At 69.5% G+C, this 15,484-nt stretch carries 6 protein-coding genes and 1 pseudogene; 1 reads left to right on the top strand and 6 read right to left on the bottom strand.

What is annotated here, in order from left to right:
- Positions 1-56: 56 nt before the first annotated feature.
- The gene (locus tag NOSIN_RS18830) at positions 57-452 is read right to left on the bottom strand and encodes a hypothetical protein (protein ID WP_077692018.1); all 396 of its coding nucleotides are present in this window, start codon (positions 450-452) and stop codon (positions 57-59) included.
- A gap of 450 nt (positions 453-902) precedes the next feature.
- On the opposite strand from NOSIN_RS18830, the pseudogene NOSIN_RS18835 reads away from it, so the two are divergent.
- Positions 903-1,343: pseudogene (locus NOSIN_RS18835) on the top strand (transposase); the annotation flags it as partial.
- Between the two features lie 84 nt (positions 1,344-1,427).
- On the opposite strand, the gene NOSIN_RS18840 reads toward NOSIN_RS18835, so the two are convergent.
- The 5 genes from NOSIN_RS18840 to NOSIN_RS18860 all read right to left on the bottom strand — a co-directional run bounded on the left by NOSIN_RS18840 (position 1,428) and on the right by NOSIN_RS18860 (position 15,396).
- Positions 1,428-1,826: a hypothetical protein gene (locus NOSIN_RS18840; protein WP_143832956.1), complete on the bottom strand. Its 399-nt coding sequence runs from the start codon at positions 1,824-1,826 to the stop codon at positions 1,428-1,430.
- A gap of 170 nt (positions 1,827-1,996) precedes the next feature.
- The gene (locus NOSIN_RS28040; RefSeq protein ID WP_077692021.1) at positions 1,997-8,965 is read right to left on the bottom strand and encodes an RHS repeat-associated core domain-containing protein; all 6,969 of its coding nucleotides are present in this window, start codon (positions 8,963-8,965) and stop codon (positions 1,997-1,999) included.
- Between the two features lie 5 nt (positions 8,966-8,970).
- Positions 8,971-12,555 (bottom strand): LamG-like jellyroll fold domain-containing protein, encoded by a 3,585-nt coding sequence (locus tag NOSIN_RS18850; RefSeq protein WP_143832957.1) that lies wholly within the window; start codon positions 12,553-12,555, stop codon positions 8,971-8,973.
- A gap of 53 nt (positions 12,556-12,608) precedes the next feature.
- Complete coding sequence (locus NOSIN_RS18855; protein ID WP_077692023.1) at positions 12,609-14,129, bottom strand: integrin alpha; 1,521 nt, start codon at positions 14,127-14,129, stop codon at positions 12,609-12,611.
- A 343-nt stretch (positions 14,130-14,472) separates the two neighbouring features.
- Entirely contained in the window at positions 14,473-15,396 is a 924-nt protein-coding gene (locus tag NOSIN_RS18860; RefSeq protein WP_077692024.1) for a TatD family hydrolase, read from the bottom strand.
- Between the last annotated feature and the right edge of the window lie 88 nt (positions 15,397-15,484).

Here is a 15,484-nt window from a genome sequence, read left to right on the forward strand (position 1 = left end):
AAGGGATCCCCTGCCCCTGGTGGCAAAGCGACCGCCCGACAGAACCGGAGACGCCGTCAACCGAGGAACTCCTCCTCGATCCTGTCCAGAACCTCCTCGTCGGGCCTGGCCGGTACCCGGCCCGAATCCTCGGCATGACGCACGAACGGAGCGGGCAGCCGGACGTTGTACTCGCGCACGTAGTGCGCCAGGTCCGACGGCCACAACCAGGCCCCGTCGGTGAGGACGGCCAGAGAACAGACCGGAGGCCGTTCCTCGTCCAGCACGTCGACCAGCACGGTGGTCGACGCGGCGACGACCGCGCCTGCGTCGAGGTAGTCGGCGATGTCGAGGTAGTCGGCGATCCAGTCCCGCGACGCCTCGTCCCCCTGCCCGGCGAGGACACCTAGGCTTCCTCCGTCTGCGTCCCCGTGCGGAAGCTCCTCGAAGAAACCCATCCTGCTCACGCGCATCACATCCTCCTCCAGGGGTAAATATTCTCCACAGATCCGGAGAAAGGCTCTTCCGTGCGCTGGTGAGGCCGACGAATAGAGTGCCGTGGCGCCCTGCCCAAAGAGTGTCCACAGGAGCCAGCACATCAACTCCAAGCTTGTTCGAGAGGTTCTGCGCGAAGGATCCGTTGGGTAATCCCGTGGAACAGGAACAAAGGCGGATATTGCCACCAGGGCATGAGGAATCACGAAGCAGCCTGTTGGCGAGTTCACGGTGACCGACCTGCGCACCTGTCGGAGTGGCGGCAACCGAGTTGGGCGTTCCGTGGATCACCACGTCGTGAAACCCCTCCAGGGGAGACGTCTTCGCATGGTTGGCTGCGAAGGGGTCCCCCGGCTCCATGTAGTTGGTTCGCTGATTGCAGTTGTGGTTGAGGAGATCCAGGTCCGCCGCCGCCAAAGGCCTGGGGCAGGGTCAACGCCGCCGGGTGGCTGTGCGCGCACCCGGCCAGCGGGCGGGTGTGTCTGTTCCACTGCGTGCAGGAGGCCTCCATCACCCACACCGATCTGCGTGTGGCGCTGGACCGGCTGCACCGGGCACTGCGGGGTCCGGTGGTACTGGTCTGGGACAACCACTCCTTGCACACGTGTAAGCCGATGGCCGTCCAAGTCGCGGCGCGGGGCTGGCTGAACGTGGTGTGCCTGCCCCGGTACGCGCCCGAACTGAATCCGGTGGAGTCGTTGTGGTCCCATCTCAAGAGCGTGCTCAGAAGCCGTCTGTTCCGGAACCTGGAAGAGCTGAAACAGGTGGTCAACGCGCATCTTCGCTTGGTGTGTCAACGTCCGGACCTGCTACGGGGGTTCATCGACTCGGTCGGTTTGCAACCCTCCCCATTCCAGTCAACCGAATGATCAAAGATCAGTAGTTCATGCGGAAATCCACAAAGTCTTCACACGGCTACGGAGGCAGAGGAGGGGCACTGCCACGAACCAATGTCACTCTGCGGGGACAGTTCCAATACTGGGTTTCTCTTCCCACTGCTCCGAGGGAACCAGAAAAGGACCGTCCACGGCCTGTGCCCCGGAGGCGAATACGGCCCACCAGAGCTCTTCGCAGGGGACGGGCATCTCACCTTTCGTATCAATGTAGAGAAAAATTCTTCCGTCCCCGTGCCCAGCCACATCCCACCACGACCAAGACCTTAGATCCGGATCGAACATGAACAGCCATTCTTGCAGGTCCCACTCCTCCCCTCCTCTGTCCTCGAAGTAGCCTCTAACTCCCTCCCGCGCCTCCTCGGGGAACGCTCCGCCGGCAGATGCGTCGTCGGTGAGACACGCGAACCACGTCGGGATTCCCACATCTTCGAGGACTTCCCTTTCGAAGTCCTGCACGCAGGACAGCGAGACCGCAGCGTGGATGACACGGCGCAGTCTTCTGCAGTAGGTGCTCTGGTCACTTATGGGAAGTATTTCCATACAGGTGAGAACCCGAGGCGGGACGGAGCGCGGCCTGCTGAGGATACGTCCTGCCTCCCCCGCGAAACGCTCATAGCAATTCCCCATCAGAGGATGCGACCAGATCCGGGGACAATACTCCCCATGATTTCGTCGATCATCTGCCCCGGGACTCCGATCAAACCTGGAGACACCTTTGGGTCAGCGATTTCAGGAGAACTTCTACGCAGCATGTTCCACTCCCTCTTCGAACCCGCAAAGCTCCTTGGCATGCGCTGGGGCAGCGCAGAACCGCGAATCTGGTTCACCAGGGAGGTTGGCAGATCAAAAGCAACGATCTGCCCTGCTCCACCCCGGAAGGACTGCGAGTGACTGATGTCACCGCTCATGTTGAGGTACAGCCTCCCGCTACCCTGGTGACTCACATTTCCACTGCCGTCCACCAGAAGGCGCTGACTGTTGGGATGTTCTGTCTGCGTACGGTAGATGGACGTATTGCAGTTGTGGTTGAGGAGGTCCAGCTCCCCTGCCGCCACATGGTAGGTGTGCAGGTCGGCGACGGTGAGGTTGCGAACCGTCGCGGACTGGGTGTCGACCTCGACCGCCGAGACCTGCACCCACGTACCGGATGAGGTCTGCAACCACATCCCCGGCGCGAGGTCGACCGCATCGACCCAGGCGTCCAATTCTGGAACCCAGAACGGGTGCCCGTCCGTGGCCACGACCACGTCCCCGACCGCCACCGGGCCCGGAATCTCCGACGCGCTCTCCGAACCCGCCGACTCACCCTCAGGCGGAGCATCCCGCTCGGTGGTCGGATCCACCGTGATCTCGACCAGGGTCTTCTCACCCGAACCGATGATCGTCGCCGCGACGGTACGCGCACCCTGTTCACCGGTCTCCGGGTCGGTCGCCATGACCTCGTCGCCGACCCCGACGTCCTCGATCGCCCTGACCGAGCCGTCGGCCATCAGCACACCCGTACCAGGCACGAAGCTGTTGCACCCGCTCCGCCCTGCGGACGTGGGCGCCGACGACACGGGCGCGGGCCTGGGCGTGGTCGAGGTCGGCGTCGGCCGCGGCGGCTTCGGAGGAGGCGGCGGCTTTGGCGTCCGCGGCTTGACACCCCAGCGCGCCCACGAGGACGCACCCGAACGCGAACCCGCACTGCTCGCCCAGGAGGAGAACCGGCTGCCGATCGCACCGGCGACGCGTCCGCCGATCGCACCGCCGGCGGCGCCCAGCGCACCGCCGATCACGGTCGCGGTGGCCGCACCGCCCCACGACCAGTTGTTGCGCGGGGTGTCCATCCCGTACTGGACCAGGCCGCTGACCGCGCCGCCCAGAGCCGCGCAGCCGATCGCACCCGCGCCGCCGGTCAGCGCGGTGCAGCCCACGCCGACCGCGATGCCCACACCGACCGAGACGATGGTGCTCTTGTTCTTCTTGACCCACTTCTTGGTGGAGTTGTAGCCGGACTTGACGGCGTTGCCGACCTTGCTGGCCCCCGACTTGACCTTGTTCCAGGCGCTGCTGAGCCACAGGCCGGTCGGGTCGGAGAAGGTCAGCGGGCTGTTGTTGGCGTAGGCGTAGCCGTTCATCTGCAGCGGGTCCGCCGGGTCCACGACCGGGTCCGCCGAGATGAACCGCCCCAGGGCCGCGTCGTACTCGCGTGCGCCGACCAGGGTCAGGCCGGTGGAGGCGTCCACGGTCTTGCCGAGGAATCCCTTGTCGTCCGGCCAGGCACCGCCCGAGGAGCCGCGCCCCTCGCCGAAGGGCGTCAGGTAGCGGCGCACCGACTGCTCGGAGTCGGCGTCCATGGCCACCTGGCCGGTGCCCTGGTGGTCGGAGGCCAGCAGGTCGAGCCGGTCGGGGGTGCGCACGGCCACCGTCTGACCGCCGTGCTCGTAGTAGCGGGTGGCCTCCACCTCGCCGGTGAACCTGTCCGCCCGCAGCTCCATGCCCGGCAGGTACAGGGTGTCGGCCTCCGGCGTCGAGTGCATCAGGCGGGCGCCGCCGGCGGTGTAGGTGAAGGAGGTCTTCCCCGCCTCGGTGGAGACGGTGTCGAGCCTGCCCTCGGGCGTCCAGCTCAGCTCCTGGCGCTCACCCGCCAGTTCGCGCACCACCGTGTTGCCCGCCGCGTCGTAGTCGAAGGCGGACAGGGTGTCGCCCTGCGGCGTCCGCTCGACCACCTCGCGGACGGTGTTGGGCTGGTTCTGCCCCCGCTCGGGATAGGTGTAGTCGCGCACGGCGTCGTTGCCGGACCCGGTGACGTCGTGCAGGGTCTCGCCGACCCGGTTGCCCGCGTCGTCGTACTCGTAGGAGTGCCAGTAGGCCGCGGGGCCGCCCACCGAGGACGCGGTGGGCGCGGCGTCACAGCCCCCCGGGTCCTCGTGCGGCAGGGTCCAGGCCTCGGTGAGCTGCAGCAGCGGGTCGTAGGTGAAGCACTGCGTCTCGGCGGCTCCGCCCTCGGGGGAGTCGGTGACGGACAGCACGTTGCCCGCGTCGTCGTAGGTGTACCCGGTGTCCAGGAGCGGCACGGAGCCGCCCTGGCGGTCCACCCGGGTGCCGAGCAGGCGCTGGGTGCCCTTCTCGAACTCGTTGGTGGTCCACGCCTTGGGGCCGGATCCCGCGGCGAGCTCCATCTGGAGCACCTGGCCGAGCTGGTTGTACTCGGTGCGGGTGACGTAGGAGTCGTTGCCGGTCAGGGTGGTGGGGCGGCCGATCTCGTCGTACTCGATCACGGTCGACTCGGCGGGCAGTCCGCCCACGGCGGGCATGCCCATGCCCTGGACGGTGCCGTCGATGTTGTAGCTGATCGAGAACTCGTAGTTGCCCGCCAGCGCCCCCTGGGAGGCGGGGACCCCGTAGAGGATGTTGGTGGGCCGGTCGAGCCGGTCCTGGCCCACGATCCCGATCCGGAAATCCCCCTCGGGGGTGTGCCGGGTCTGGAGGAACAGCTGGCCCTTGAGGCGGGTGTCGTACTGGTGGCTGGTGAGCTTGGTGCCCTCCCCGGGCGCGCCCTCCCACGTCTGCACCCGTCGGCCGAGGTCGTCGTAGACGTAGGAGACCGTCGTGCCGTTGGCGTCGGTGGTGGAGACCAGCTGGTCGAGGTCGTCGTAGACGCTGGTGGTGGTCCCGGTGTCGGGGTCGTGCACGGCCACCTGGCGCCCCTGGTGGTCGTACTCGTAGCTCCACTCCTCCCCCGAGGGGGTGGTCATCGAGGCGATCTGGCCGCTGGGCGTGTAGGTGTAGGCGGTGGAGACGTGCTCGCCCTCGGGGATGCCGCCGGTGTACTGGCGCTGCTCCACCTTCTGGCCGCGGGCATCCTTGATCACCGTGGTCGGCACGCCGCCCTCGGGCGGGGTCACGTGGACCCGGTCCCCCTCGTGGGCGGCGGTGGTGCGCCACAGCTCGTCACCGGAGACCCGCCGGACCGTGGCGGTCATCCGCTCGGCGCCGTCGTACTCGTAGAGCGTCTGGCCCTGGACGTCCCCGTTGCGGACCACGAGCAGGTCGCCGCTGGGCTCTCCCAGCGCGTAGTAGGTGTCGTTGGTCTTGGCGACCGCCCCGATGCCGTTGTGGAAGGTGTCGGAGACCAGGCGTCCGCCGTCGGGCCCGGGCGTCTGGGTCTGGCGCGGCCGCAGGAAGCCGTCGTAGATCTCGTACGAGGTGTCGTAGGAGCCGTCGTTGCGGATGGCGCTGGTGGAGACGGCCGCGGGCCCGTCCGCGGTGATGCTGTACCCGAACTTGACGTTCGGGGTCATGTCCCGGTCCTTGGGCCGGTCCGGCAGCCAGACGGCGGTCAGCCTGCCCAGGGGGTCGAAGGTGGTGTCGGTGCGGCGCGCGTTGGCGTCGGTCTCGGCGTGGACGATCCCGCGCGCGGGGTCGACGTGGTTCTCGAGCGTGTGGCCCAGCGCGTTGGTGACGGTGAACCCGGTGACCAGGCCGTTGGCGTAGGAGTACTCCACGGTCTCGTTCACCGTGCCCTCGGCGTCGGTGACCTCGACCTGCTGGCCGTACTCGTCGTAGGAGGCCTCCCAGACCGTCGTGTAGACCGGGACGCCCTGGTCGTCGCGGCCGTCGAACTCCTCGGTGAGGGTGACGTCGCCCTTGGTGGGCGCGTCGCCGTACGCGCCGCCGTCGTAGTGGCGGCGCACGTCGGAGACCACGTCGTCGGGCCCGGCCTCCTCCGAGCAGCGCACCGCGACGCTCTCCACCCGGGAGACGTGGGTGAACACGTGCGCGTCGGCGTCGTCGGCGTAGGAGGTGCGCGTGCAGACGTCGTCGTCGGCGGTGGAGAGGTCGCCGCGGTCGTCGACGCGCTCGGCGCGGCCGGTGCCGGTGTCGAACGTGGTGGCGGTCCGCGTCTTGCGCCACGCGCCGTCGGCCAGGGCGGTCAGCGTGCGTTCCACGTCGGTGTTGGTGAAGGCCGCCCTGGTGGTGCCCCAGTCCTCGGTGCGGGTGGCGGTGACGTGCCGCCAGGGCTCGCTGATCGTCTTGGTGACGACCTCGTCGCCGTCGTAGACGACCTCCTCCAGCTGGTGGCCGGCGAGTTCGTCGTGGTCGGTGTACTCGGTGCCGGTGGAGTCGGCGACCTTCACCGAGGCGGTCCCGCCGCCGGGCTCCTCGCCGCCGTGCAGACCGCGCAGGAAGGTGTAGTCGGTCCGGGTGGGCATGGTCTGGCCGTCACCGGTGCGTACCCGGACGGTCTCGTAGCCGCGCCACTGGCCCCAGGTCTGGTACTTCTCCTCGGTGATGCCGTTGGGCTCGTCGTGGCGCCAGCCCGCGTCGCCGACGTACTCGTACCGGGTGACCTGGTCGGGCGATCCGCCGGTGCGGTCGGTCTCGATGACCTCCTGGACCACGTACTTGTGGAACCAGTCGGTGACGGGCTCCTCCTCACCGGGCGGGTTCCACTTGACGGGGTAGCAGCGGCCGGCCTGCTCGCCCTCCGTCGGCAGGTTCCCGGGATCGCAGTCGCCGCCGGAGTAGTTGACGTCGATCTGTCCGCCGGTCTCGGTGTAGACGGTCGAGAGGCGGAAGCGCACCAGCGGCTGGATGTTGTCGTCGGGCACGTCCACCCGGTTGGGCAGCTGGATGCCGTCCAGCTGCACCGGCGGCAGGCTCTCGGTCTCGGCCCCGTCGTGGCCGGTGCGGGTGATCTCCGACAGCCACAGGGTGCGGGAGCCGTCACCGTTGTCGGTGAACAGGTGGTCCAGCTTCCAGGAGTCCACCGTCTGGTAGCCGTCGCCGGTGTCGTACTGGGTGCGGACCTCCTCCAGCCGCTTGCGGGTCCAGAACGAGGGGGCGGTCTGGGAGAAGGTGCACTCGGTGCCCTCCTCGCAGAAACGGTCGTAGGGCACGTCGGGCCAGTGCTCGGCGGTGTCCTTGTCGAGCGCGCCGGCGGCGCAGTCGAAGCCGTCGTCGGGCAGGCAGCGCTCGGTGGTGTCGAAGACGACCCGGGCGGGGGCGTCCCCGTCGTAGACCCCGCCCTTGCGCTGGCCGTAGTCGACGCGCTTGAGGTAGCCGCCGCGGGTGTAGGGGGTGCCCTCGGTGTCGGTGTCGGCGTCGAGGGCGTAGTGGTTGGCCTCCTTCTCGTAGAAGTAGGTCATCACGTTGCCGCGGACGTCCTCGACGTAGTCGAGGTTCCATCGCCACCCCTGCTGGCACCAGGAGTCGGAGAAGGAGTCGCCGTGGCAGGGCTCGCCGTCGTCGTCTCCGAAGACGGGTACGGTCCAGGCCGAGTCGGTGGTCTCGTCTCCGCTGGTCCACCCGGGCAGGCGGTTGCGGCCGAAGTAGTAGCTGGTGCCCTCGGTGGTGGTGACCCGCCAGTACTCGCCGTTGTCGTCCCCGTTCGAGGCTCCGGTGAGGCGTTCGATCTTCGAGCCGTCGTCGCCCTTCAGGCGCCACTCGCCGGAGTCGTCGTCCTTGACGAGCTGTCCGGAGGTGCCGTTGAGCATGAGGGTGGCGTTCTCGGTGCCCCAGCACTGGTCGCCCTTGTACTCGTGCCCGTCGTCGGCGCAGGCCTTGTAGGAGCGCTCGATGTAGCCGGGCTCGTAGGAGAAGCCCTCACCGATCCAGGAGCCCTGGTTGTTGGTGGCGCTGGTGCGCCCGTCCACGGTCTGCGAGGAGTAGTCCAGCGCCATGTGCGGCATGAGGCTGGAGGGCACCGGGACCGGGTCCAGCGGGTAGGACCAGGAGAACACGCCGGAGGAGGCGGACACGCTCCACTCGGAGGAGGGTTCGAGAGGGGTGGCCGAGTAGCTGCCTCCGGAGGAGGAGTTGCCGGCGGCCAGGGCGAAGACCGCGGTGGAGGCACCGCCCGGCTCCGCGGGCACGGCCGCGCCGGAGGCGGAGGGGGCTCGGGCCTCGTCGGCGACCGGCCCGCTGCCCCCGTCGGCGGGGAGGGCGGCGGCCACCGTCTGGTCCGTGCTGGCGGTCACCGGCTCACCGTCCAGCGGCGTGCGGCACTCGGGCTCGCCGGGGGTGGTCAGGAAGCAGGCCGGCATGGGCCACAGGGCCAGCCGGTCGCCGTAGGAGCCGCCGTAGGCGTCTGCGAAGCCGGAGTAGTCGACGTGCAGTTCCACGCCCTGCTCTCCGGTGACCCGGAGCAGGAGTCCGTCGACACCGGAGTCGCGGGCGGCCGACGGGTCGAGGACCTCCACCTCGACGGTGCCTTCGGCCCGTTCGGAGACGGCCTGGACCGGCAGGTCCCCGACGGCCTCCATGCCGTCGGGGTCGGCGGCGGTGCGGACGGGGATCTCGGCGCTGGCCACGGAGGGCCAGGAGGCTTCGGGCGCGCTGTCGGCGGCCTCGGCCAGCTCCTCGCCCGGCTCCCGGGGCTCGACCGTCCCGGTGCTGCCGGTGACCGGGTCGGCCAGCTCCTGGATCTCGGGGGCGTCGTCGCCCATCCAGTCGGGCAGGCCCGGCACGACCTGCACGAGTGTGACGGTGACGACCACGGCCATGGCCGCCGCGCCCACGGCGAAGAGGATGGTGCGCAGGCGACGGATCCTCCCCTCACGGGGCTGCTCGTCGTTCGGTTCGCGTGTGTCGGGGGTGGGGGTGGTCATACCGGTCACAGCTCCGGGTTCTCGGTGGTCCGGTTGAGCGCGGAGATGAGGGTCTCGTCAGCGGCTCCGGCGTAGAGGCGGACATCGTCTACCGCGCCGGAGAAGTGCTGGTGCCACGAGTAGCCGTCGAACTTGCTACGTCCGACGTTGAGCATCACCCACGGTGGGTTCGGGTCCTCCGCCAGGACCTCCGGTGTGGGCCACAGCGGGTGGAAGACACGTGTCTGGGCGTGCGTGCCGTTCACGTAGAAGCGGACTTCCTGGGCGAAGGAGTCGAAGACCAGCACGAGGTGGTCGCCCCGGTTCTCGTGGCTCGGGGCGAATCCGGACGCCTCCAGCACGGTGGAGTCGGCGTCGACCTCGTCCGTGTTGGACAGGACGGCCTCCCAGCGCCCGCTCTCGGCGTTGTAGCGGAGGTCGATGAGAGTGCTGTAGGCGTTCTGGGAGAGGATCGTCATCGACTCCTCGGGGGAGGCCGCCGCCAGACGGGTTCGGACGCTGAGCGTGAAACTGCCCTCCAGAGGCGCGTCCACGAAGGCGCCCGCCGAGTCGCCGTCACCGTCGAGCCGCAGGTGGCCCTGTCCCATCAGGGCGCTGTCGCCCGACCAGGGATCGGAGGCCTGGATGGCCGCGTCCCCGTTCAGGTACATCGGCTCCAGGCCGTCGGCTTCGGGACTGCTGCCGTCCGCGGCCTCGTTGAACGGCCAGTAGCCCTTCCGGTCCACCGGAAGCATCCGGAGCCGGTCGAACTCGTATCCGTTCACGATCCGGTCGAAGACGCGCACGTCGGCCACGGCACCGTCCAGGTGCCGGTCGTAGCCGCTACGGGTGGCCGCACGGCCGATCTGGAGCTCTCCGGGCGCGTACCAGACGGTCTCGCGCTCGACGGTTCCCTCCGGGGAGCCGTTGACATAGAGGCGGACGGTGTTGGTGTGGCCGTCGTGGGCGAACGCCACGTGCGCCCACTCCCCCTCGGTGACCGTCGCCTCCGCGGAAACCCCCCACTCTCCGAGGGCGTACATGTCGGCGTCGGGGAAGGCGACGCGCCAAGCCTGGTCGGAGGCGTCGTAGCCGAGCGTGAACCCCGGCTCTCCGGTGCCGTCCTGGGAGACGACCACCTGGTCGCGGCTCAGGTCGTCCAGCCGGACCCAGGCCGCGACCGAGAAGAGGCCGGTGGTGTCGACCAGGTGCGCGCCGGGGGCGAGGTAGGCCCCCTCCGTGCCGTCCAGGACGGCGGCGCGGCTTCCTTCGCCGCCGGGCCCCTCCTCCCCGAAGGCGGCCCCGACACCGGCCACAGCGGTGTGACCCGTGTCGGAGGCGTCGGCGGCTCCTTCGGCGCCCGCGTCGTCGCCCATACTCCACTGGCCGACCGCGGGCCTGCCTCCGTCGACGAGGAACAGGTGGTTGGCACGGCTGCTGACCTTGCCCGCCTGGTCGACCGCCTCGACGTAGAGACTGTGCGGCCCCTCGTACCACGGGCTGAAGGTGAGGGTCGCCGTGCCGTCACCGTCGGGGGTCAGCGTGTTGGCTGCGGAGGGGTCCTCGTTGACGCCGTAGCGGTACTCGACCACGTCGTCGGAGGGCGACGAGACGGTGAACTCGCCGTAGACGCCCACGCCGTCGTGCCAGGCGTCGTCCGCGGGGAAGTCGGCCGAGGTGATCTCCGGTTCCGCCGGAGCGGTGGAGTCGTGGACGAACTGGCACCGGGTCTGTGCGCCGCTCCAGCTCCACGGGCCCCAGGCGTGTCCGTCGGAAGCCCGTACGATCCAGCCGATGACGGTGTTCTCCGGGATGTCGTCGGGAACCTGGTAGTGGAAGAAGGATCCCGACGCCTTCTCGGATGTGGTGTAGGTGTGTTCTTGCTCCGCACCGTTCTCGTCGGTCCAGAAGACCCGGAACTGGGCCTTGAGCTTCTCGGCGGCGGTACTGAACTCGTCACCGTCGGACAGGTAGGCCGAGAGCCGCGGCGGCTCGTCCACGAAGGGTCGGTCCGTGCCGTAGACACAGGCGCCCCCCGGGGACAGGCCCAGCCAGGCCTGGTCCGCAATGTCCGGAACGGTGTTGTAGCGCACCTCCAGGTGGGCGTTGTCGCAGAAACGCTTCCACTGGGTGTAGGTGGACTCGTCCCCGGCACGCAGGCCGAAGGACGTGGAGGAGTAGCCGTTGTCGGCGGCCCTGCCGACCGCTTCGGAGACGTCGAAGCGCACGTTCTGATTGGTGGAGGTGCAGGAGCTGGTGGGGTTGGAGGGACTCTTGGTGTCCTGATGCGTGGACCAGGAGGGCTGGTTGTTCCAGGTGGTGGAGCTGTCGAAACCACCGGTGCGGTAGGCACGGACCGGGTATCCGGTGGAGTTGTAGGTGTGGCGCAACGTCACCGCGAGTTCGGCGGACAGGATCTGCTTGTCGGCGTACGCGCCGGTGGGGATGCGGTAGAAGAGCCGTTTGACGCCCGTTCCGTTGCAGTAGTACGGGTCGCCGGCCAGCTGCGGGCAGCGTCCGACACCTTCGTGGTCCTCTCCGGAGAACTTCCAGAAGGACGTTCCGGAGTACCCGGAGGAGACCATCGTCCAGGCCGAGTTCGTGGAGGTCTTCCACACGGGGTCGATGTAGATCGGGTAGGCGGTCTCCTCGTCGGCGATCATCTCCTGGTCGGGGCGCAGGACCAGGTCACCGCTTTCGACGGAGACGTCCACGGAGGCGATACGGGAGGACTCCAGAGGCCCCTCCTCCGGCAGGTCGCCTTCTGCCTCTACCGCGGCCGCTTCCGGAGCCTCCTCCGAGGACAGGGCCCGGGGCTCGGCCGCTCCCTCTCCACCGTTGTCGCCCGAGTCCCACATGAGGGGCTCTGCGGCTTCGAAGACGGCACCGCCCGCACCGGAGTCGACCGCTTCCAGGCCGGTGCCCTCCTCGACGAGTTCCACGCCGTCCACATGAGTGCCCAGGCGCAGTTCGGCCAGCTCCTCACTCGCGGCCGCCTCGGGCGTGTGGACCACGAGCACGTGGGAGAAGCCGTCCGCGTGGGCGCGCACGACCAGGTCGACGCCCTCCACCACGGAGGCGTAGCGGGCCTCATCGCCGTCGAGCTCCGGCTCGGGCAGAGGAGTGGGCCACTCCAGGACCATCTCCTTGCCGGCGCGGTCGAGCACGGCGAGTGGTTCGTCCCCACCGGAGGACAACCGGAGGCCGATCGTGGACGCGGTGGGGGTGATGCCGCCGTCGTCGCCCCGGACCAGCGTCGCGTCGGGCTCGACCCACGCACCGTCGCGCATGACCCTCACGGGGTTGGTGTGCTCCAGGGCGGTGAAGCTGCCGTCCGGTTCCGCGTAGACGGTGCGCCGTTCCCGCCGCAGCCCGGTGACCTCGACCCGCTCGCCGAGTTCGGCCGCCAGTTCGGTGGCCTCAGCCTCCGTCGACGCGGTGGGGTCTCCTTCGGCGTATGCGGTGCCGCCGCCGGGGAGGGGTCCGGTGACCGGCGCCACGACTCCCAGAGCAGCGAGAACGACGACGGTGGTCAGGACTGCGAGGGATCGGCGAACGAAGGCGGATCTGCTGCGCCGACGCGGTGAGGCCGGGGTGCCGTGGGTGGGCACGGGGAATCCTTCCGGAAGGGGGATGTACGGAGAGGCAGGGGTTCGGGACGGGGTCAGCGCAACGCGGCACCGAACGCGCGCCCGCCCTCGGGCAGCCCGTTCTGCCCGGGAGTCCAGGTCCGCCAGGCGGGCGTGTCCTGTTCCAGCAGCTCCCGCCACGAGACGGCGTGGACGGCCCCGGGATCACCGGGGTCGAAGGGGGTCGGCAGGTAGAGGTCTTCGGCGGTCGCGTGGAAGGACATGCCGAAGTAGCCTCCGGCGACGGGAGCGCCCAGGGCGGAATGGCCGGTGCGGTCCAGGTCCAGGCGGTCGTCCACGGAACCGGTGAGCGGGTGGAAGACCTGGACCAGGCCTGCGGCCCGCTCCTCGCCGACCGTGTGCCCGGGGGTCCCCGCGACGAGCTTGACCGAGGTGTCGGTGGCGTTCTGCCCGGGAGCGGTGTCCACGAGGCGCACGTGCTGCCCGAGGAAGTCGGAGCTCTGGGCGAGGTCCATGCCGCCCGTGTCTCGGAAGGCGGCGAAGATCTGGTGCCGTGTCCCGTCCGCCTCGGCACTGATGACGTGGACACCACCGGTGTCGGTCCCGCCGTCGCCGAGGTCCTCGCCGGGGGATCCGACGGCGACCATGGTCTTGGCGGCGCCGGTTCCGGTGCGGTAGTCGACCACGTCGACGGAGGTGCCGGTACGGTCACCGGCCTCCGAGCCCCCGTCCACCCCGCCGGGCAGGTCCGAGTCCTGGTGGAGGCCGCCCACGTAGGCAGGGCGGTTACCGGCCTGCTCGTGGTTGAACAGGTGGACGCCCCCGGCGAACTCCTCGGAACCGATGGCCTCTCCCGGAGCGCCGACCGCGATGAGGGTGTTACTGGCCGCGACGTCGAAGCCGTAGCGGTCGCTGGCCTCGACGGTGCCGGTCACGCCTTCGGTGTCCTGGTGGAAGGAGGCGGTGTGGTCACCTCGGACGTACTGGACGTAGCCGGCGTCCTCGAAGCCTCCGACGGCCTCCCCGGGGATCCCGATGACGGCGTAGGCGTCCCCGTCGAGGGTGTTTCCCGCGGCGATCGCGTGCCCGAACCAGTCCCCCGTCTCGGGGCCACCGCCGAAACCGGGGGTGTCCTGGTCCCAGACCTGGGTGGCGGTGCCCGCCCCCAGCCCCTGCGGGGATCCGTGGACGACCAGGACCGCGCCGGCTTCCTCCAGGTCGTCGACCTGTTCACGGGGCAGGCCCACGAGCAGGTCGGTACAGCCGTCGCCGTCGTGGTCGAAGGTGTCCATGACCTCACCGAGGCGGTCACCCTGCCCCGGCTCACCGGGGATGACGCCGGCTCCCCTCTTCAGGAGAACGGGTGCCCGCTCTCCGCCGTAGGCCACGGTGATCCGTCCGGCACGTTCGTTGCCGTCGACCGAGGCGTCGGGGTCACCGATGACCAGGTCGCGGACGCCGTCGCCGTCGAAGTCGGACGCGACACCGCCCTCGCAGGTGTCGGCCGCGGCTGGAAAAGCGCCGAAGGAGGTCAGGACCACGGCCGTGGCGGCCGTTACGGCGCATACGCGCACCGCGGTGACGGGGGATGTCATGTGCGGGGGATTCCTAGCGGGTCAGGGCCTGGGCTGACGAAGAAGCTAAGGAACGAACAAAACGGGACTATAACGGCAAAAGGTGTTCAATGCCCTAGACACCGGGACATTCGCTATCAAAACCCGCACACAACTACGTGTTCAGCCTGGTCCCCGGAACAGACCCTCACTTCCACACCGCCCCCGAAACCGGACCAGGTGGTATACGCAAGCGTTATACACCGGACACGGTCCGCGCTTTCGGCCTCCCCCTTCGGGACGGCGCCCGCCGCCGTTCCCGTGGGAGCGGCGGGGCGGCACGGCCTCGGGCCGCGCCCTCGCGTGTACCGCGGGAGGAAGGCGGTCAGAAGCCGAAGGCCCGCCGCGCGTTGTCCGCGATGATCCCGGCCAGCTCGTCCTCGTCCATGCCCTTGGTCTCGGCCAGCACCCGCAGCGTGTGCGGGATCAGGTAGGGGGCGTTGGGACGGCCCCGGTAGGGCTTGGGCGTGAGGAAGGGCGCGTCGGTCTCCACCAGCATCAGCTCCGGCGGCGCCACCGCGGCCGCCTCCCTCAGCGACTCGGCGCTGGCGAAGGTGACGTTGCCCGCGAAGCTCATGAAGTAGCCGTGCTCGGCGCACACCTTGGCCATGGCCGCGTCACCGGAGAAGCAGTGGAAGACCACCTTGTCCGGGGCGCCCTCGTCGGCCAGGATCCGCAGCACGTCCTCGTGGGCCTCCCGGTCGTGGATCATCACGGCCTTGCCGTGGCGCCCGGCGATCCCGATGTGGCGGCGGAAGGACTCCTCCTGCGCGCGCTTGCCCTCGGGGCCGGTGCGGAAGGTGTCCATGCCGGTCTCGCCGACCGCGACGACCTGGGGCAGGGCGGCCAGCTCGTCGATCCCGGCCAGCTGCGCCTCCAGCTCCGCCATGCCCCCGGGCTCGCGGAGCTTGCCCGCCCAGTCGGTGTCGTCCACCTCCACGCCCTGCGCGCCGTCCCCGTGCACGATGCGCGGCGCCTCGTTGGGGTGCAGGGCCACGGCGGCCCACACCCGGCCGGGGTGCGCGGCGGCGACCTCGGCCGCCCAGCGCGAGGACGGCAGGTCCACGCCCACCTGGACCAGCGGGGTCACCCCGACGCCCTCGGCGGTGGCGATGACCTCCTCGACCTCCGGGGTCTGCATGTCCATGTGGGTGTGGCTGTCGGCCACCGGGACCCGCAGGGGCTCGGGTACCGGCGGGGGCGTCTGCTCGTTGCGCTCCCTGACCGCTTTCCCGCTGCGCTTGCCCATGTTCACGTTCCTCCACGAAGGCGCGCCGACGGGCGGTGCCCGTCGGCGCTGTCGTTCCAGGTCTCCTGCGGCGGCCTCGGGGCCCACC

The organism is Nocardiopsis sinuspersici (assembly GCF_001998325.1).
Lineage (GTDB): Bacteria > Actinomycetota > Actinomycetes > Streptosporangiales > Streptosporangiaceae > Nocardiopsis > Nocardiopsis sinuspersici.